Origin of the sequence: Streptomyces sp. cf386 (assembly GCF_900103585.1) — a bacterium.
Taxonomy (GTDB): Bacteria; Actinomycetota; Actinomycetes; order Streptomycetales; family Streptomycetaceae; genus Streptomyces.
Genome location: NZ_FNHV01000004.1, coordinates 202,398 through 221,225 on the forward strand (window position 1 = coordinate 202,398; position 18,828 = coordinate 221,225).

Here is an 18,828-nt window from a genome sequence, read left to right on the forward strand (position 1 = left end):
ACAAACCCGTGTTCGAAACGGGCATCTCGCGGCGCTCCTGACGTGGCCATGGTGATGGCATAGGCTGCGCGAACGGCCTTTCACTGGAGGTGCGGATGCGTCGCCCTGTCGCGCGGAAACTGTCGGTCCTGGCGGTCTCGGCCGCCATGGTCTCGGTGGGGGCGGCGGCGCCACCCGCCGCCGGTACCGACCCCGTTGAGAAGGCGCCGGTGGCCGTCGGCTACGGCGGTGCCGTGTCCAGCGTCGACGCGGACGCCTCCGCGGCCGGCATCGAGGTGCTGCGCAAGGGCGGCAACGCCGTCGACGCCGCCGTGGCCACGGCCGCCGCGCTCGGCGTCACCGAGCCCTACTCGGCGGGCATCGGCGGAGGCGGCTACTTCGTCTACTACGACGCCAAGTCCCGCACGGTGCGGACCATCGACGGCCGCGAGACCGCGCCGCTGACCGCCGACTCCGGCCTGTTCGTGGAGAACGGCACGGCGATCCCCTTCGCCGAGGCCGTCAGCAGCGGCCTGAGCGTCGGCACCCCGGGCACGCCCGCCACCTGGCAGCAGGCGCTGGACAAGTGGGGGAGCGAAGGGCTCGGCACCTTGCTGAAGCCCGCCGAGCGGCTCGCCCGGGACGGCTTCGTCGTCGACGACACCTTCCGCGCGCAGACCGCCTCGAACGAGACCCGGTTCCGCTACTTCCCGGACACCGCGCAGCTGTTCCTGCCGAACGGGGCGCTCCCCGTCGTCGGCTCCACCTTCAAGAACCCCGATCTCGCCCGCACCTACGCGGAGTTGGCGAGGAAGGGCGTGGGCGCGCTCTACCGGGGCGACCTCGCCGACGACATCGTCGACACGGTCAACCACCCGCCCGTGGACCCGAGTTCCGGCTGGAAGGCCCGCCCCGGCGACCTCTCCGCCGAGGACCTGGCCACCTACCGCACCAGGTCGCAGGCGCCCACCAGGACCTCGTACCACGGACTCGGCGTCTACTCCATGGCGCCCTCCTCCTCCGGCGGCACGACGGTTGGCGAGGCCCTCAACATCCTGGAGAACACGGACCTCTCGAAGGCGAGCGAGGTCCAGTACCTGCACCGCTACATCGAGGCCAGCCGCATCGCCTTCGCCGATCGCGGGCGCTGGGTCGGCGACCCCGCTTTCGAGGACGTACCGACGAAGGAGCTGCTGTCGCAGCGGTACGCCGACTCGCGGGAGTGCCTGATCAAGGACGACGCGGTGCTGACGAGCCCGGTCGCGCCGGGTGACCCGCGCAATCCGGCGAAGTGCGACGCGAGCGGTACGGCGGCTCCGACCACCTACGAGGGGGACAGTACGACCCACCTCACGGTGGCCGACAAGTGGGGCAACGTCGTCTCATACACGCTCACCATCGAGCAGACCGGTGGCAGCGGCATCACGGTCCCGGGCCGTGGCTTCATCCTCAACAACGAGCTGACGGACTTCTCCTTCGCCCCGGCCAGCCCGGCCGTCCACGACCCGAACCTGCCGGGCCCGGGCAAGCGGCCGCGCTCCTCGATGTCCCCGACGATCGTCCTCGACCAGCACAACAAGCCGGTCGTGGCGCTCGGTTCGCCCGGTGGCGCGACCATCATCACCACCGTGCTGCAGACGCTGACCGGGTTCCTGGACCGCGGCCTGCCGCTGGTCGACGCGATCGCCGCGCCCCGCGCCAGCCAGCGCAACGCGGCCCAGACGGAACTGGAACCCGGGCTCTACGACAGCAAGGTGAAGGCCGGGCTGGAGGCCATCGGGCACTCCTTCAAGCCGAACCCCGAGATCGGCGCGGCGACCGGTGTGCAGCGGCTGCCGGGCGGGAAGTGGCTGGCCGCCGCCGAGACCGTACGGCGCGGCGGCGGCTCGGCGATGGTGGTGCGGCCGGCGTCGTAGCGCATCGTCGCACCGGGCGTCGCAGTGCCTCCCGGTGTCTCACAGCTCCGGGGCGGGCGGCAGGTCTTCCGTGCGGAAGGCGAGCCGCCCGTCCTGCACGTCCACCGTGACCCGGCCGCCCTCGCCGACCCGGCCGTCCAGGAGGAGCCGGGAGAGCTGGTTGTCGACCTCCTTCTGGATGGTGCGGCGCAGCGGGCGGGCACCGTACTCGGGCTGGTAGCCGCGCTCGGAGAGCCAGTCGACGGCCGCGCCGGTGAAGTCCACCGAGACGCCCTGGGCGTGCAGCAGACGGCGGGTCTTGTCGAGGAGCAGGTTGGTGATCCGCTCCAACTGCTCGGGGGTCAGCTGGCGGAAGACCACGACCTCGTCGATGCGGTTGAGGAACTCGGGCCGGAAGTGCTCGCGCAGCGGTCGCAGGATCCGCTCGCGCCGCGCCTCCTCGTCGGCCTCCGCGTCACCCGCGCCGAATCCGATCCCGGCGCCGCCCCGGGTGATCGCCTCGGAGCCCAGGTTGCTGGTCATCACGATGACCGTGTTGGTGAAGTCGACGGTCCTGCCCTGGGAATCGGTGAGCCGGCCGTCGTCCAGGACCTGGAGCAGGATGTTGAAGACGTCCGGGTGGGCCTTCTCGACCTCGTCGAGCAGCAGCAGCGAGTACGGGTGCCGGCGGACGACCTCGGTGAGCTGGCCGGCCTCCTCGTGTCCGACGTAGCCGGGCGGGGCGCCGACCAGGCGGCTGACGGTGTGCCGTTCCTGGTACTCGCTCATGTCCAGCCTGACCATGCGCTCCTCGCTGCCGAACAGCGATTCGGCGAGCGCCCGCGCCAGCTCGGTCTTGCCGACGCCGGTCGGGCCGAGGAAGAAGAAGCTGCCGATCGGCCGGTCGGGGCTGGCGAGTCCCGCCCGGGAGCGCAGGACCGCGTCGGCGACCACGCGCACCGCCTCCTCCTGGCCGACGACCCGCTCGTGCAGGTGTTCCTCCAGACCGAGCAGCCGGTCCTTCTCCTCCTCGGTGAGGCTGCTCACCGGGATGCCGGTCTGCCGGGACACGACCTCGGCGATGGCCTCGGCGGTGACCTCCAGATTCAGGCCCTCGTCGACCTCCTCGTCGCCGGACGCGTCCGTGATGCGCTGCTTCAACTCGACGATACGGTCGCGCAGTTGCGTCGCCTGCTCGTACTGTTCGTCGGCGACCGCCTGGTCCTTGTCCCGGGTCAGCTGCTCGACCTCGCGCTCCATGGTCCGTACGTCCGTGCCCTTGGCCCGTGTGCGCAGCCGTACCCGCGCGCCCGCTTGGTCGATCAAATCGATGGCCTTGTCCGGCAGGCGGCGGTCGGTGAGATAGCGGTCGGAGAGCTCGACGGCGGCGACGAGCGCCTCGTCGGTGTAGCGGACCTGGTGGTGGGCCTCGTAGCGGTCGCGCAGGCCGCGCAGGATCTCGATGGCGTCCGCGGTGGTCGGCTCGGGGACGAGGATCGGCTGGAAGCGGCGGGAGAGCGCCGCGTCCTTCTCGATCCTGCGGTACTCCTCCAGCGTGGTCGCGCCCACGACGTGCAGTTCGCCGCGCGCGAGGGCCGGTTTGAGGATGTTCCCGGCGTCCATGGAGCCGCCCTCGCCGCCGCCTCCGGCGCCGACGACGGTGTGCAACTCGTCGATGAAGACGATCAGTTGGTCGGAGTGCGAGCGGATCTCGTCCACGATGTTGGTGAGCCGCTCCTCGAAGTCGCCCCGGTAGCGGGTGCCCGCGACCACGCCGGTCAGGTCCAGCGCGATCACCCGGCGGCCGCTGAGCACGTCCGGTACATCGCTCTCGGCGATCCGCTGGGCCAGGCCCTCCACGATCGCGGTCTTGCCGACGCCCGCGTCGCCGATCAGCACGGGGTTGTTCTTGCCGCGCCGGGAGAGCACCTCGATGGTCTGCTCGATCTCCTCGTCCCGGCCGATCACCGGGTCGATACGGCCCCGGCGGGCGAGGTCGGTGAGATCGCGGCCGTACTTGTCGAGGGTGGGCGTACCGGTGTCGACGCGCGGCCGTTGGTCGATGCGGGGCCGGGAATCGGCGGCGTCCGGAGCCTCGGGCGGCATGCCGGACGAGGCGAAGCGGGCCGCGCCCAGGATGTGCCCGGCGGCCGAGTCGGGGTTCGCGGCCAGAGCGCTGAGCACATGCTCCGGGCCGATGTAGCCGGTGCCCCGCGCGCGGGCCAGGTCGTGCGCGTCCAGCAGGGCGCGCTTGGCGGCCGGGGTGAGGGAGAGCGACGTCGGCGGCGGGGCCTCGCCCGGCGGGTGCTGGACCGGGCCCGAGCGCTCGTCGATCTCAGTCGCCAAGGAGTCGGGGTCCGCGCCGGCCCGGGTGAGCAGACTCCGGGTCGGCTCGGCGGACAGCGCGGCGCGCAGCAGGTGCTGGGTGTCCAGGTCACGGCTGCCGTGCTCGGCGGCGTACTGGGCGGCACCCCGCACCAGTTCCCGGGCCGGCTGGCTGAGCAGGCGGCCGATGTCGATCTGGCGGGGGCCGGGGCGCGGTCCGCCGAAGAAGCGGGCGAGGAATTCTCCGAAGGGGTCGTAGTCCTCCGGACCACCATTGAAGCCGCTGGTCATGGCGTTCCCATCCGGCGTCCCTGCGCGGGCAGGGTCGCCCTCGCTGATCGGCGTGCCGGAGTCGGGTAACCCGGGCGAAAGCCGGTTACACCTGGCCGTGCGTTCGTAGAACACCTTCGCACGAACGGTGGGCGGGGGCACCTTCAGGGAACGCGGGGGTGGGGCACGCAGGGCCCCGCTCGATCAGCGGCCGCCGGGCAGGGCGGACGCGCCGAGCGCCCGGCTGACGGCGACCTTGCCGCCCGGCTCCCCTCCCCTGGGGCCCCGGCGACGGCAACCGCACCGCCAGCTCCCCGCCAGGCCCCGGGCGCCACCTGGATCACCCTGTCCGGGGCCCCGTCGAACGCCGCGCGCCCTCTCAGCGAGCCGTCAGAATCCGTGGCCCCGACTCCGTGATCGCCACCGTGTGCTCCGCGTGGGCCGCGCGGGAGCCGTCGTTGGTGCACAGGGTCCAGCCGTCCGGGGCCGGGTGGTAGCCGTCGTCGCCGCTCGCGATGAGCATCGGCTCGATGGCGAGGACCATGCCGTGCCGCAGGGGCAGGCCCCGGCCCGGGCGGCCCTCGTTCGGCACCCCTGGGTCCTCGTGCATCTTGCGGCCGATGCCGTGCCCGCCGAAGCCGTCCGGGATGCCGTACCCGGCCGTCCGGCACACCGAGCCGATCGCGTGGGCGATGTCGCCGATGCGGTTGCCGACCACGGCCGCCTCGATGCCCGCCGCCAGCGCCCGCTCGGCCGTCTCGATCAGCCTTACGTCGGCGGGGCGCGCCCTGCCGACCGTGAAGCTGATCGCCGAGTCGCCCGCCCAGCCGCCCAGTTCGGCACCGCAGTCGATGGAGACCAGGTCGCCGTCGCGCAGGCGGTAGCCGGTCGGGATGCCGTGCACGATCGCGTCGTTCACCGATGCGCAGATGACGGCGGGGAAGGGGACGGGGGCGAAGGAGGGGCGGTAGCCGAGGAAGGGGGATGTGGCGCCCGCGCCGCGCAGTACCTCGCGCGCCACTTCGTCCAGCTCCAGCAGGGAAACCCCCACGTCAGCGGCCTTTTGTACGGCCGTGAGGGCCTGGCCCACGACCTGCCCGGTCGTGTACATCGCATCGATCGACGTGTCCGTCTTCAGCTCCACCATGCCAATTACTATACCGGTATTAGAATGACGGCATGGTGCGCACCCCTCTCACTCCCGAAGAACGCGAACGCGGCGAGCGGCTCGGCCGGTTCCTCCGCGAGGCCCGCGGCGGCCGCAGCATGACGGAGGTCGCGGCGAACGCCGGCATCTCCGCCGAGACGCTCCGCAAGATCGAGACGGGGCGTGCCCCGACTCCGGCCTTCTTCACCGTGGCCGCGCTGGCGCAGGCCCTCGGTCTGTCCATGGATGACCTGGCCGGGCGCTGCACGCCGGTCGTCGAAGCCGCCGCCTGACCGGTTCGCACGTCACGTTCCGACAGCTCCGGCGCACTCTGCGTTCAGTCCGAAATTGTCTCGTAGCGCGTTCGTAACATGGCTCGTGTTGCCTAACGGACCGGAGTACTCCGGTCTGGCGGGAGTTGGGCGATGTCAGTGGAACAACTCCCGGCCCGGGTACGGGAGTTCGTGGACTACCTGGACGGTCTTCTGGCGCGCCTGGATCAGGGCGGCGGATGGTGCGGGGTCTTCTGGCAGCGTGACCCGGAGGGCATGCAGGCCTGCCTCGACGGACGCGAGGTTCCGCCCTGGGACGTGGTGGAGTCACTCCTGCACGACCTCGCCGCCCAGTACGGTCCCGGCGGCGCCGGGACCGAGACGGAACGGGCCCGCGCCCTGCACGCCGCCGCCCTCGCCACGTACGACGCCCGGCCCGACGGCCGTGACGCCCTCGGCGACCGGCTCGACGTCATGCTCCGCGAGCAGCGGTACGCCGCCGAACGACAGGCTGAACTGGGTCGGTTGCTCGCCTCCGCCACCAGCCGGGAGGAGGCCGACAGCGTCCGCCTCGACCTCGCCTGGGCCCGAGACGACCACGAGCGAGCGACCGCCCGGTGCGCGGAACTCCGTTCCCGGATGGCCGACTTGGAACGACGGGCGGCCAGCGGACGGGCCGAGGCGATACGGCGGGACCGGGCGGGGGAGGGGTCCGTGTTCCGTGTGGACGACCGGCTCGGAGACGACCGGCTCGGAGACGACCGGCTCGGAGACGACCGGTTCGGGGACGGCCGGCTCGCAGACGACCGGTTCGGGGGTGGCGGGTTCAGAGGCCACCCGGGCAGGGGGGACGGGCCCGGATCGGCCGGCACCCAGCAGAGTGCAGCCGGTTCCCACGGCGGCGGATTCCCGAGCGGGCCGCATCAGCGCGACCCGCACAGCGCGGCCACCGCCGGGGGCCGCCCCGCCGGGCACCCCCTCGACCCCGCCGACCGAATCGCCGGGGTCGACGACCACCACCAGGTCCGGTCGGCCACCCCGGCCCCCGAGTCCGACCCCGCCCCCGCTCCCACCCCCAAGCAGCGCAAACGCCGCCGAGGCAGTGCCCGCTTCGCCGGGATGGTCGAGGAGGAGGCCGCCCCCGTCGTCGTACCGCCGACCGCCGAACCCGTCCTCCCCACCCTCCCCGCCCAGACCGGCACCACGCGCCGCACTCCGCGCGGTGCCCGCTTCGCCGGGGCCGCCGACGAGGTGCCCGCGAACTCGGAGCCGTCGCAGGTCGAAACCATGGACGGTGCGGACCGGCGGGAGGTCTCCCGGACCGTCGAGACGATCGTGCGGCTGCGCGCCGAGGGCCGTAGCGGCGAGGCGCATGTCCTGCTGGTGGAGGCCGCGTCCTGGCCCGCCGTCCGCCTTCCGGCGCTCGCGGCCGAGATGGAGCGCGCCGGACTCGCGGCCGACTGGGCGACCCTGCTGTGGGAGACCGCCTCGCTGTCGGCCGAGCGGCTCGTCGCCGCCGCCGACGCGCTGACCGCGGCCGGGCGGGCCGGCGACGGGGAGCAGATCCTGCGGCAGGGCGTGGCGCGGCCCGCGCACGAGATCGGGCAGGCCGTGGTGGCGCTGGTCGGCGAGGGACGGCACCGCGAGATCCGTGCGCTGCTGGACGCGTACGTCCGCGTCCGCACCCCGGAGGAGGCGGCCCGCAGCGTCGCGCCGGAGCCGCGGACCCTCCTGCCGCTCCTGCTGGAGGCCGCCCGGGGCGTCTCGGACGAGCGGCACTGGGATCTCGTGCACGCCCTGCGGGTGGCGGGCTTCGCGGCCTGACAACCCAGCCGCTCCAGCAGCCGCGCCACCGGCTCGCACCACCGGCCGCAACCATCCCACCGGCCGCATCCATCCCCCACCGGAGTGTGAAACGTGATCGACTCAGCGGGTTAACGACGATGGTCTTGGCAAGGCTGTTCCAGGGGCTTACTTTCAAGCCTCTACCGCCCCCTCTACGGGCGTAGAGGCTCTGACGTCCCGTCGAAGGAGCAGCTCATGGCCAACGTCGTACGTGCCGCCCTGGTCCAGGCCACCTGGACGGGCGACACCGAGTCCATGGTGGCGAAACACGAGGAGCACGCCCGGGTGGCGGCCCGGCAGGGCGCGAAGATCATCGGCTTCCAGGAGGTCTTCAACGCTCCCTACTTCTGTCAGGTCCAGGAGCCGGAGCACTACCGCTGGGCCGAGCCGGTCCCCGACGGGCCGACCGTGCGTCGTATGCAGGAGCTCGCCCGCGAGACCGGCATGGTGATCGTCGTTCCGGTCTTCGAGGTCGAGCAGTCGGGCTTCTACTACAACACCGCGGCCGTGATCGACGCCGACGGCACCGTCCTCGGCAAGTACCGCAAGCACCACATCCCGCAGGTCAAGGGCTTCTGGGAGAAGTACTACTTCAAGCCGGGCAATGTGGGGTGGCCGGTCTTCGACACCGCCGTCGGGAAGGTGGGTGTCTACATCTGCTACGACCGGCACTTCCCCGAGGGCTGGCGGCAACTCGGACTCAACGGCGCCCAGTTGGTGTACAACCCGTCGGCCACCTCACGGGGTCTGTCCGCCTACCTCTGGCAGCTGGAGCAGCCGGCGGCGGCCGTCGCCAACGAGTACTTCGTCGCCGCGATCAACCGCGTCGGGCAGGAGCCGTACGGCGACAACGACTTCTACGGGACGAGCTATTTCGTCAACCCGCGTGGGCAGGTTGTCGGGGAGGCCGCCAGCGACAAGAGCGAGGAACTCGTCGTCCGGGACCTCGACTTCGACCTCATCGATGAGGTGCGGCAGCAGTGGGCCTTCTACCGCGACCGCCGCCCCGACGCCTACGAAGGACTGGTACAGCCGTGACCAAGGACCTGCTGGGACGCCACCGCGCCGTCATGCCGGACTGGCTGGCCCTCTACTACGAGGACCCGCTGGAGATCACCCACGGCGAGGGCCGGCACGTCTGGGACGCCGCGGGCAACTGCTACCTCGACTTCTTCGGCGGCATCCTCACGACGATGACCGCGCACGCGCTGCCCGAGGTCACCAAGGCGGTGAGCGAGCAGGCCGGACGGATCATCCACTCCTCCACCCTGTACCTGAACCGGCCGATGGTCGAACTGGCCGAGCGCATCGCCCAGTTGAGCGGAATCCCGGACGCCCGCGTCTTCTTCACCACCTCCGGCACCGAGGCCAACGACACCGCCCTGCTGCTCGCGACGGCCTACCGGCAGAGCAACACGATCCTCGCGATGCGCAACAGCTACCACGGCCGTTCGTTCAGCGCGGTCGGCATCACCGGCAACCGCGGCTGGTCGCCGACCTCGCTGTCGCCGCTGCAGACGCTGTACGTCCATGGCGGGGTGCGCACGCGTGGCCCGTACGCCTCGCTCAGCGACGCGGACTTCATCGCCGCCTGCGTCGAGGACCTGAAGGACCTCCTCGGCCACACCCGCCCGCCCGCGGCCCTCATCGCCGAGCCCATCCAGGGTGTCGGCGGCTTCACCTCCGGTCCGGACGGGCTGTACGCCGCCTTCCGGGACGTCCTCGCCGAGCGCGGCATCCTGTGGATCGCCGACGAGGTGCAGACCGGGTGGGGCCGCACGGGCGACCACTTCTGGGGCTGGCAGGCGCACGGGCAGTCCGGTCCGCCGGACATGCTGACCTTCGCCAAGGGCATCGGCAACGGCAGCTCCATCGGCGGGGTCGTCGCCCGCGCCGAGATCATGAACTGCCTCGACTCCAACAGCATCTCGACCTTCGGCGGCACCCAGATCACCATGGCGGCCGGCCTCGCCAACCTGTCGTACCTGCTGGAACACGACCTCCAGGGCAACGCCCGGCGCGTCGGAGGGCTGCTCGTCGAGCGGCTGCGGGCCGTCGCGGCGCAGGTGCCGCACGTACGGGAGGTGCGCGGCCGGGGCCTGATGCTGGGCATCGAGCTCACCCGCCCTGGCACGGACGAGGCCGACCCGGCGGCGGCGTCCGCCGTGCTGGAGGCGGCTCGCGAGGGCGGCCTCCTGCTCGGCAAGGGCGGCGGCCACAACACCAGCTCGCTGCGGATCGCCCCGCCCCTGTCCCTCACCGTCGCGGAGGCCGAGGAGGGCGCCGCGATCCTCGAGAACGCTCTGAGGAGCATCTAGCAGGACTCACCTGAGCAAGGGAACGCCAGCATGACCACCACCTTGGAGCCCGCCCTGTCCGTCCGGCAGGTCCTCACCCTGGAGCGGGTGCTCGCCGGGGAGCCCGAGGTGGTGGCCGGCGCCGGTCACCTCGACCGGCCGGTGCGCTGGGTGCATGTCGCCGAGGCGCCGGACGTCGGGGTGATGCTCAGCGGCGGCGAGATGGTGCTCACCACCGGGGTGCTGCTCGCCGGGGACGAGGACAAGCAGGCCGAGTACATCCGCTCCCTGCACCGGGCGGAGGCCGCGGCGGTGGTCCTGGGCCTCGGCCGGGCGTTTCCCGCGCCGCCGGAGGTGATGCGCCGGGCGGCGGAGCGGTGCGGGCTGCCCATGGTCGTCCTGCACCGGCCCTTCCCCTTCGCCGAGCTGACCGAGGAGGTCCAGTCCCGGCTGGTCCGGCGGAAGTTCGCCGCCGTCAGCCTCTCCGAGGCCGTACGCACCGCGCTCACCGGACTCATCACCGCGGGCGCCCCGCTGCAACGCCTGCTCGACGAGGTCGCCGCGCACAGCGCCTGCCCCGTCGTCGTCACCAACCTCGCCCATCGCGTCCTCGCCACGGCGGGGGAGCGCTCGGCGGTGGACGACGTGCTGCGCGACTGGGAGCGCATCGCCCGGCAGGCCGGCGGCAGCGAGGGCGACGGCTGGATCCGGGCCGAACTGGGCGGGCGCGGGGAGCGCTGGGGCCGGATCGTGCTGTGCGGGCACCGTGGCGACACCGCCACCGGGCGGCTGCTCGCCGACCGCGCCGCCGAGGCGCTCGTCCTGCACCGCATGCTCGGCGGCACCTCCGCGCACACCTGGGAGGAACAGTCCGCGCAGAGCCTGCTGACCGACCTGGTCAGCGGGGTCGTACCGGCCAGGCAGCTGCTGCCACGCGCGCGTGCCGCCGGGCTGCCGGTCAACCGGCGCACCTTCGTGCCGCTGGTCGTGCGGGACGGCGAACCGGTCCAACTGGAGCGCGTGCTGCGGATGCTGGGGCTGCCCGGGATCGTCGCCGAGCTCGCCGACGGGGCCACCGCGGTGCTGCTGAGCCTCGCCCGGGACCAGGACGACGCCGTGCTCGCCGCGAACTTCGCCGCCCGGGTGCGCTCGGAGTCGGGGGACGCGCGGACCGTTGTCGCCGCCGCCGACGCGCGCACCGCCTGGGACGACGTACCCGCCGGGGTACGCGAGGCGCAGCACGTCGCCGATGCCGTCGCCGACTCCTCCACCGCCCTCGATCTCCCGGCCGTCGTACGCCTCAAGGACGTTCATCTGCGCGGCCTGATCAGGCTGCTGCGGGACGACCCGCAGGTGCAGTCCTTCGCGGAGCGCGAGCTGAACGGGCTGCTGGGCGGGCCGGACGACGAGGCGGGTGCTCTGCTCACCGTGCTGCGGACCTATCTCGCCACCGGCCGCAACAAGTCCCGCACCGCCCAGCTCCACCACGTCTCGCGGCCCGCGCTCTACCGCCGGCTGGAGGCGATACAGGCGCGCCTCGGCGTCGACCTCGACGACTTCGAGCAGGCTGCCTCCGTACACATCGCGCTCCTCGCGCACGACGCGCAACAGGGCTGAAACACCCAACGACCTGGGAAAACGGCGGTGAAACATGGGCCCACGACAGGGTGACACCGTGACACGCCGCACGCCCGCAGACGTGACACCGTGCAACTCAAAGCAGCCTTTCGGACTTCCTAGGCTCCTCGCACACCTAGCGACCGGAGGTCCCGATGAGCAGAGTGATTCGTGCCGCGATCTTCCAGACCGCCTGGACGGGCGACAAGGAATCGATGATCCAGGTGCACGAGCAGGCGGCGCGCGACGCGGCCGCGCAGGGCGCTCAGGTCCTGTGCTTCCAGGAGCTGTTCTACGGGCCGTACTTCTGCCAGGTCCAGGACAAGGCGTTCTACGAGTACGCCGAGCAGATCCCCGAGGGCCCCATCGTCAGGCGCTTCCAGGCGCTCGCCAAGGAGCTGGGCCTGGTCCTCGTGCTGCCGATGTACGAGGAGGAGCAGCCCGGCGTCCTCTACAACACGGCTGCCGTGATCGACGCGGACGGCTCGTACCTCGGCAAGTACCGCAAGCACCACATCCCCCAAGTGCCGGGATTCTGGGAGAAGTTCTACTTCCGTCCCGGGAACGTGGGCTGGCCGATCTTCGACACGGCCGTCGGGAAGATCGGCGTGTACATCTGCTACGACCGTCACTTCCCGGAGGGCTGGCGGGCGTTGGGCCTCGAAGGCGCCGAGATCGTGTTCAACCCGTCGGCCACCTCGCGCGGCCTCTCCCGCTACCTCTGGCAGCTGGAGCAGCCGGCGGCGGCAGTCGCCAACGAGTACTTCATCGGCGCGATCAACCGGGTCGGGGTCGAGGACCTCGGCGACAACGACTTCTACGGGACGAGCTACTTCGTCGACCCGGAGGCCCAGTTCGTCGGCGAGGTGGCGAGCGACAAGGAGACCGAACTCGTGGTCCGGGACCTGGACCTGGCCAAGCTGCGCGAGGTCCGCGACCGCTGGCAGTTCTACCGCGACCGCCGCCCCGAGGCCTACAGCCCGCTCACCGCTCCCTGACGGTCCCGTATCTCCGCGGGCCCGGCACACGGGGGTTGGGCCCGCGGGATCCATCGACGTACTGGACACCAGTGTTGATCACGGTAGGAGAGGGAGTATGAGCAGCCGTACCGTCATCCGTGGTGGTCTCGTCATCACCGCGTCCGACGAGATGCACGCCGACGTCCTGATCGAGGACGGCCGTATCGCCGCCCTCGCCGCGAGCGGCACCCCGGCCGCCGAGGCCTGGACGGCCGAACAGACCATCGACGCCACCGGGAAGTACGTCATCCCGGGCGGCGTCGACGCCCACACCCACATGGAGCTGCCGTTCGGCGGCACCTTCGCCTCCGACACCTTCGAGACCGGCACCCGGGCCGCCGCCTGGGGCGGTACGACCACGATCGTCGACTTCGCCGTGCAGAGCGTGGGCCACTCGCTGCGTGAGGGCCTCGACGCCTGGCACGCCAAGGCCGAGGGCAACTGCGCGATCGACTACGGCTTCCACATGATCGTCTCCGATGTGAACCAGGAGACGCTCAAGGAGATGGACCTCCTCGTCGAGGAAGGTGTCACCTCCTTCAAGCAGTTCATGGCCTACCCGGGTGTCTTCTACTCCGACGACGGCCAGATCCTGCGCGCCATGCAGCGCTCCGCCGAGAACGGCGGCCTGATCATGATGCACGCCGAGAACGGCATCGCGATCGACGTCCTGGTCGAGCAGGCGCTCGCCCGCGGGGAGACCGACCCGCGCTACCACGGCGAGGTCCGCAAGGCGCTCCTCGAAGCCGAGGCCACCCACCGGGCCATCAGGCTCGCCCAGGTCGCGGGCGCACCCCTGTACGTCGTGCACGTCTCGGCGATGGAGGCAGTCGCCGAGCTGGCCAAGGCACGCGACGAGGGGCTGAACGTCTTCGGCGAGACCTGCCCGCAGTACCTGTTCCTGTCCACCGACAACCTCGCCGAGCCGGACTTCGAGGGCGCGAAGTACGTCTGCTCGACTCCGCTGCGGCCCAAGGAGCACCAGGCTCACCTGTGGAAGGGGCTGCGGACGAACGACCTCCAGGTCGTCTCCACCGACCACTGCCCCTTCTGCTTCGTGGGCCAGAAGGAGCTGGGACGCGGGGACTTCTCGAAGATCCCCAACGGCCTGCCCGGCGTCGAGAACCGCATGGACCTGCTCCACCAGGCCGTCGTCGACGGCCACATCTCGCGCCGCCGCTGGATCGAGATCGCCTGCGCGACCCCGGCCCGGATGTTCGGCATGTACCCGAAGAAGGGCACGATCGCGCCGGGCGCCGACGCCGACGTCGTGATCTACGACCCGCAGGCCGAGCAGGTCATGTCCGCGGTCACCCACCACATGAACGTCGACTACTCGGCGTACGAGGGCAAGCGCACCACCGGCCGGGTCGAGACGGTCCTCTCGCGCGGCGAACTCGTCATCACCGAGCGGGAGTACACCGGTCGCGCCGGGCACGGCGTCTACACGCCCCGCTCCACCTGTCAGTACCTCAACTAGGAGCGGAGCACATGGACTTCGGACTCGTCCTGCAGACCGACCCGCCCGCCTCGCGGGTCGTGAGCCTGATGAAGCGCGCCGAGCGCAGCGGCTTCTCCTACGGCTGGACCTTCGACTCCGCCGTGCTGTGGCAGGAGCCGTTCGTGATCTACAGCCAGATCCTCGCGAACACCCAGAATTTGACGGTCGGCCCGATGGTCACCAACCCGGGCACCCGCACCTGGGAGGTCACCGCCTCCACGTTCGCCACCCTCAACGACATGTTCGGCAACCGCACGGTCTGCGGCATCGGCCGCGGTGACTCCGCGATGCGCGTCGCCGGCCGCAAGCCCAACACCCTGGCCCGGATCAGCGAGGCCATGAAGGTCATCCGGGCACTCGGCAGCGGCCAGGAGGCCGACCTCGGCGGCGGCACGGCCGTCAGGTTCCCGTGGATCAAGCCGGGCGCCGAACTCCCCGTGTGGATGGCGGCGTACGGGCCGAAGGCCCTGAAGATGACCGGCGAGGAGGCCGACGGGTTCATCCTGCAGCTCGCCGACCTGTATCTCACCGAGTACATGGTCAAGGCAGTGAAGGACGCGGCGGTGGCGGCCGGCCGTGACCCGTCCGAGGTCAAGATCTGCGTCGCCGCCCCCGCGTACGTCACCGAGGACGACTCGCCCGAGAAGCTCGCCCACGCGCGCGACCAGTGCCGGTGGTTCGGCGGGATGGTCGGCAACCATGTCGCCGACCTGGTCAGCAAGTACGGGGAGCACTCCGCCGCCGTACCCGACGAACTCACCGACTACATCAAGGCCCGCGAGGGGTACGACTACTCCCACCACGGACGCGCCGACAACCCCGACACCGCGTTCGTGCCCGACGAGATCGTCGACCGGTTCTGCGTCATCGGGCCGGTCGAGAAGCACATCGAGAAGCTGAACGCGCTGCGTGAGTTGGGCGTCGACCAGTTCGCCGTGTACGACATGCACGACGCGCAGGAGGCGGTCATCGACGCGTACGGCTCGGAGGTCATCCCCGCGATCAACGCCTGACCCTCGTCGCCGAGTGCACAGACACAGACACAGACACCGGCACCGGCACCGCTCCACCCCGACCCCCCACCTTGTTCCCCCTCCCCGCCGTCCCGGGGAGGGCCCAAGGCCCCGCACGGCCTGTCTCATCCCGTCCCGCTCTGTCGATTGGCCTGCTCATGACCGAAACAGTCCCTACGGGGTCTCCGATATCCCAGTTCGCCGGTGCCGACGGCCGGATCGAGCTCGCCCCCGAGGCGTACCCCGCCGACAGCCCCTTCGCCAACGACGACCTGCGTCCCGTCCCGGTCGCCGAGCGCAAGTGGACGACGTACAACTTCGCGGCCCTGTGGATCTCCATGGCCCACTGCATCCCCAGCTGGACCCTGGCCTCCGGCCTGGTCGCCCTCGGCATGGACTGGAAGCAGGCCGTCTTCACCATCGCCCTGGCCAATGTGATCGTGCTGCTGCCGATGCTGGCCACCGGGCACGCCGGGCCCAAGTACGGCATCCCGTTCCCGGTGCTGGCGCGGGCCTCGTTCGGGCTGCGCGGCGCCAACATCCCGGCGCTGATCCGGGCGGCCGTGGCCTGCGGCTGGTTCGGCATCCAGACCTGGATCGGGGGCAGCGGCATCTTCGCCCTCGGCTCCAAGCTCACCGGCGGCGAGTGGGAGAACGCGGGGAAGATCGCGGGCAACCCCTGGCCGCTGTGGCTCTGCTTCCTGCTGTTCTGGGCGCTGCAGATCGCCATCATCTACCGCGGCATGGATTTCCTGCGGCACTTCGAGAACTGGGCCGCGCCCTTCGTGATCGTCGGTGCCCTCGTGCTGCTGATCTGGATCGCGGTCAAGGCGGACGGGTTCGGTGCGCTGCTCGACCAGCCCTCGAAGCTGGGCTGGGGCCCCGACTTCTGGCCGGTCTTCTTCCCGTCCCTGATGGGAATGATCGGCTTCTGGGCGACTCTGTCCCTCAACATCCCTGACTTCACGCGCTTCGGCGCCAGCCAGAAGGCGCAGACCTGGGGGCAGGCCCTGGGGCTGCCCACGACGATGACGCTGTTCGCCGTCCTCGCCGTGCTGGTCACCTCCGGCTCCGAGGTCGTGTACGGCGAGGCGATCTGGGACCCGGTCGCGCTGGCCGCCAAGACGGACAGCGCCTTCGGTCTGCTGTTCGCGCTGATCATCGTGCTCGTCGCCACGATCTCCGTGAACATCGCGGCGAACGTGGTCTCCCCGGCGTACGACCTGGCGAACCTGGCGCCGAAGCTCATCAACTTCCGTACGGGCGCGCTGATCACGGGTGTCGTCGGCATCCTGATCTTCCCGTGGAAGCTGATCTCCACGCCGGAGTTCTACATCTTCACCTGGCTCGGCGTGGTCGGCGGCCTGCTCGGCACGGTCGCGGGGATCCTGATCGCCGACTACTGGATCGTCCGCCGCACGGTTCTGCACCTCGCCGACCTGTACACGCCCGGCGGACGCTACTGGTACTCGTCCGGCTGGAACTGGCGCGCGATCGTCGCGTTCCTGGTAGGCGGCGTCCTCGCGGTCGGCGGCTCGTACTCGGGCGTCGGTGCCGACGGCACGAAGACCGGGCCGTTCCCGACCGACGGACTGATCCCGTTCCTCAAGCCCCTCGCCGACTACGGCTGGGCGGTGGGCCTGGGCGCCTCGCTGGTGCTCTACGTGGTGCTCATGGGCGGCCGCAAGGAGCGCGCCGAAGCCTGATCCCGCGGGGGAGCGCGGCTGGGGAAGGTGGTCGTGGAGCAAGTACGTTCGTGGAGGGCGGTCGCGGAGGGGCTCAGCCCTTCTGGCCGTCCTCCAGGGCGGCGACCGCCTCCTTGGCCGCCTTGATCGCGCCCTTGTTGATCTCGTCCGTGTCGGGCGCCTTCTTCGACTCGAAGTCGCTGCCGCTGTAGGTGATGGACACCAGCGCGTTGGACGTGCGGACCAGCACCACGCCCTCACGGGTCTGCTGCTTGTCCTCAGTGGTGAGGTTCACGACGGAGTAGCCGGCGTCGCCGATGCCGGGGACGTCACCTCCGCCGCTCTTGGCCGCGACGCGCTCCTTGAAGGACTTCTGCGCCGCGTCGTCCGACGCCGTGATCTCGAAGGACACGTCCAGCCAGCGGTAGTCGTAGCCCTTGAGTGCGTTCCACGAGCAGGTGCGGCGCAGCTTCGAGTCGGTGGACGGGATCTCCTTGCCGGCCGTCTTGGCGCCCGGCACCAGCGACTTGATCGTCTTCGTGCCCAGACTGTCGCACGGGGCGGAAGCGGCGGCGTACGTCTTCGACACCGCGGCCGTCGCCGGGGCCGTGGGCGACTCACCCTCGCTCTGCTGCGTCGCCCCGTCGTCGGCGGCCGGCGCCGCGGCGAACGGGCCGGACGACAGCGCCCAGCCCGCCGCGGCGAGCACGACGACGGGCGACAGACGCGCGGTGAGAGCGAGCGGCAAGGGAAGAGAACGCACGGCGCACATTTCGTGGGGGACGGTGCGGAGGGAGTCCGCACTGCGGACGGGACGCCAGTGTCACATGACTCCCTGTGGGGCGGAAGGGCCAACTCGCTCCGTGCTGACGCCGTTACGGGAGGCCCGTAATTACGTGGTGTCCTGGGCGAGTTACAGCGTCTGATGGCTGATTTGAGTGGAAAGTGCGCTTTCGATGCGGTCAACGGCGACGAACGCCCCATACGCGACCAGGTGCACCAGACAGTGGTCGGTGTGCTCAGGCCGGCGCCAGGCCGCCACGTCCTCGTCGGTGATGCGGTACGGCGCGAGGGCGGCCAGCAGGGCGAGACGCGCGCCGGGACGCTCCCGTCGGTCCGGGAAGCCGCTCAGGTCGAGCGGCGGATGCGCCCCGTCCCAGTCCTGGATGACCTCCTCCACGAGGTCCTGGTCGTCGGTGTCGAGCAGGTCGGCGCCCGCAAGGGCCGCCCTGAGCAGCGCCGCGTATGCGAGGCCGACCGCTGTGCCGCCCGCCCATGCGGGGGCTTCGCCGGGATCGGCGTGGTCGAGCAGCGCCAGGGCGGTGCCGGGGCGGGCGGGGCGGCGCACGGACCGGGTGAGCGTGCGGCCCGCCAGGCTGCGCACCGCGCGGAACCGCTGGGCGCCCGCCGGCAGCAGGTTCTCGGTCAGCAGGGCCGACGCGATCCGGTTGATGAAGTGGAAGGAGAGCGCGGTGCCGAGGTAGGCGGGGGCGTGCGCGCGGGGGAAGGGGTACGGCGCGAGGGTGGCTCCGGGCACGCGCGTGTGCCGTCCCCAGGCGAGCATGCGCGCGTGCACCTCGTCCTTCGGAGCCTCCCCGCGCGCCACCCGCTCCGCCAGCGCATGGTCGCCGGTGGCGTGCAGCAGCACGGTGTGCGCGTCCACGCAGAAGGGGCACCTGTTGGCGAGCGACACTCCGAGGGCGACCAGTTCCTTGCCGGTACGGCTGCCCGCCCCCGCGATCAGCGACTCGCGCATCAACGCCCAGGCGGGGGCGAGGAGTTCGGGCGCGGAGGACAGGACCACGAAGGTGGAGGGTGCCGCGATGCCGAAGTCGAGGGCGATCTGCGTGTACACCTCGGCGACGGCGCCGGTGGACGACCTGGGCGGGAGGGGTTCGGTGTATCGGAAGGGTGAGGGCATGGGCAGCAGCGTGCGCTCTCCGGGCTGTCCGGGTCGTCGTAC

General features: G+C 71.2%; 14 protein-coding genes. 10 read left to right on the forward strand and 4 right to left on the reverse strand.

The features are described from left to right. The first annotated feature begins 95 nt into the window (after positions 1–95). Positions 96–1,895, forward strand: a complete 1,800-nt coding sequence (ggt, locus tag BLU79_RS12075; RefSeq protein ID WP_093905698.1) for a gamma-glutamyltransferase — start codon at positions 96–98, stop codon at positions 1,893–1,895. A 39-nt stretch (positions 1,896–1,934) separates the two neighbouring features. Here ggt and BLU79_RS12080 read toward each other — a convergent pair whose 3' ends face one another. Together BLU79_RS12080 and map are read right to left on the reverse strand one after the other, a co-directional pair. After that, positions 1,935–4,490 (reverse strand): ATP-dependent Clp protease ATP-binding subunit, encoded by a 2,556-nt coding sequence (locus BLU79_RS12080; RefSeq protein WP_093905699.1) that lies wholly within the window; start codon positions 4,488–4,490, stop codon positions 1,935–1,937. A gap of 358 nt (positions 4,491–4,848) precedes the next feature. Continuing rightward, positions 4,849–5,616 carry a type I methionyl aminopeptidase gene (gene map / locus BLU79_RS12085; protein ID WP_093905700.1) on the reverse strand — a complete coding sequence of 256 codons (768 nt, stop codon included), beginning with the start codon at positions 5,614–5,616 and terminating at the stop codon, positions 4,849–4,851. 32 nt (positions 5,617–5,648) lie between these two features. On the opposite strand from map, the gene BLU79_RS12090 reads away from it, so the two are divergent. The 9 genes from BLU79_RS12090 to BLU79_RS12130 all read left to right on the forward strand — a co-directional run bounded on the left by BLU79_RS12090 (position 5,649) and on the right by BLU79_RS12130 (position 16,886). Beyond that, a complete protein-coding gene (locus tag BLU79_RS12090; protein WP_093905701.1) occupies positions 5,649–5,909 on the forward strand; it encodes a helix-turn-helix domain-containing protein in 261 nt (86 codons plus the stop codon). A gap of 132 nt (positions 5,910–6,041) precedes the next feature. Continuing rightward, positions 6,042–7,712 carry a hypothetical protein gene (locus tag BLU79_RS12095; RefSeq protein ID WP_093905702.1) on the forward strand — a complete coding sequence of 557 codons (1,671 nt, stop codon included), beginning with the start codon at positions 6,042–6,044 and terminating at the stop codon, positions 7,710–7,712. A gap of 216 nt (positions 7,713–7,928) precedes the next feature. Next, positions 7,929–8,771 carry a nitrilase-related carbon-nitrogen hydrolase gene (locus BLU79_RS12100; RefSeq protein ID WP_093905703.1) on the forward strand — a complete coding sequence of 281 codons (843 nt, stop codon included), beginning with the start codon at positions 7,929–7,931 and terminating at the stop codon, positions 8,769–8,771. Then, on the forward strand, positions 8,768–10,051 hold the full coding sequence (locus BLU79_RS12105) for an aspartate aminotransferase family protein (protein WP_093905704.1): 1,284 nt from the start codon (positions 8,768–8,770) through the stop codon (positions 10,049–10,051). The genes BLU79_RS12100 and BLU79_RS12105 overlap by 4 nt, the downstream gene beginning before the upstream one ends. Before the next feature lie 30 nt (positions 10,052–10,081). Further along, positions 10,082–11,647, forward strand: coding sequence for a PucR family transcriptional regulator (locus tag BLU79_RS12110; protein WP_093905705.1), 1,566 nt, complete (start codon positions 10,082–10,084; stop codon positions 11,645–11,647). Between the two features lie 155 nt (positions 11,648–11,802). Beyond that, positions 11,803–12,645, forward strand: a complete 843-nt coding sequence (locus tag BLU79_RS12115; protein ID WP_093905706.1) for a nitrilase-related carbon-nitrogen hydrolase — start codon at positions 11,803–11,805, stop codon at positions 12,643–12,645. 97 nt (positions 12,646–12,742) lie between these two features. Then, the gene (hydA, locus tag BLU79_RS12120; RefSeq protein WP_093905707.1) at positions 12,743–14,146 is read left to right on the forward strand and encodes a dihydropyrimidinase; all 1,404 of its coding nucleotides are present in this window, start codon (positions 12,743–12,745) and stop codon (positions 14,144–14,146) included. Between the two features lie 11 nt (positions 14,147–14,157). Beyond that, positions 14,158–15,180 (forward strand): TIGR03842 family LLM class F420-dependent oxidoreductase, encoded by a 1,023-nt coding sequence (locus BLU79_RS12125; RefSeq protein ID WP_093905708.1) that lies wholly within the window; start codon positions 14,158–14,160, stop codon positions 15,178–15,180. Positions 15,181–15,338: 158 nt separating this feature from the next. Continuing rightward, positions 15,339–16,886: an NCS1 family nucleobase:cation symporter-1 gene (locus BLU79_RS12130; protein WP_093905709.1), complete on the forward strand. Its 1,548-nt coding sequence runs from the start codon at positions 15,339–15,341 to the stop codon at positions 16,884–16,886. 73 nt (positions 16,887–16,959) lie between these two features. Here the strand turns inward: BLU79_RS12130 and BLU79_RS12135 are convergent, their stop codons facing one another. Next, a complete protein-coding gene (locus BLU79_RS12135; RefSeq protein WP_093906024.1) occupies positions 16,960–17,628 on the reverse strand; it encodes a hypothetical protein in 669 nt (222 codons plus the stop codon). Positions 17,629–17,778: 150 nt separating this feature from the next. Further along, positions 17,779–18,786 (reverse strand): carboxymuconolactone decarboxylase family protein, encoded by a 1,008-nt coding sequence (locus BLU79_RS12140; protein ID WP_093905710.1) that lies wholly within the window; start codon positions 18,784–18,786, stop codon positions 17,779–17,781. Between the last annotated feature and the right edge of the window lie 42 nt (positions 18,787–18,828).

What these genes read in the sequence shown, in the direction of transcription:
- BLU79_RS12140 (WP_093905710.1), bottom strand. Translation starts at nt 18,786, where the DNA reads ATGCCCTCACCCTTCCGATACACCGAACCCCTCCCGCCCAGGTCGTCC.
- BLU79_RS12110 (WP_093905705.1), top strand. Translation starts at nt 10,082, where the DNA reads ATGACCACCACCTTGGAGCCCGCCCTGTCCGTCCGGCAGGTCCTCACC.
- BLU79_RS12090 (WP_093905701.1), top strand. Translation starts at nt 5,649, where the DNA reads ATGGTGCGCACCCCTCTCACTCCCGAAGAACGCGAACGCGGCGAGCGG.
- BLU79_RS12080 (WP_093905699.1), bottom strand. Translation starts at nt 4,490, where the DNA reads ATGACCAGCGGCTTCAATGGTGGTCCGGAGGACTACGACCCCTTCGGA.
- map (WP_093905700.1), bottom strand. Translation starts at nt 5,616, where the DNA reads ATGGTGGAGCTGAAGACGGACACGTCGATCGATGCGATGTACACGACC.
- hydA (WP_093905707.1), top strand. Translation starts at nt 12,743, where the DNA reads ATGAGCAGCCGTACCGTCATCCGTGGTGGTCTCGTCATCACCGCGTCC.
- BLU79_RS12100 (WP_093905703.1), top strand. Translation starts at nt 7,929, where the DNA reads ATGGCCAACGTCGTACGTGCCGCCCTGGTCCAGGCCACCTGGACGGGC.
- BLU79_RS12125 (WP_093905708.1), top strand. Translation starts at nt 14,158, where the DNA reads ATGGACTTCGGACTCGTCCTGCAGACCGACCCGCCCGCCTCGCGGGTC.
- BLU79_RS12095 (WP_093905702.1), top strand. Translation starts at nt 6,042, where the DNA reads ATGTCAGTGGAACAACTCCCGGCCCGGGTACGGGAGTTCGTGGACTAC.
- BLU79_RS12115 (WP_093905706.1), top strand. Translation starts at nt 11,803, where the DNA reads ATGAGCAGAGTGATTCGTGCCGCGATCTTCCAGACCGCCTGGACGGGC.
- BLU79_RS12130 (WP_093905709.1), top strand. Translation starts at nt 15,339, where the DNA reads ATGACCGAAACAGTCCCTACGGGGTCTCCGATATCCCAGTTCGCCGGT.
- ggt (WP_093905698.1), top strand. Translation starts at nt 96, where the DNA reads ATGCGTCGCCCTGTCGCGCGGAAACTGTCGGTCCTGGCGGTCTCGGCC.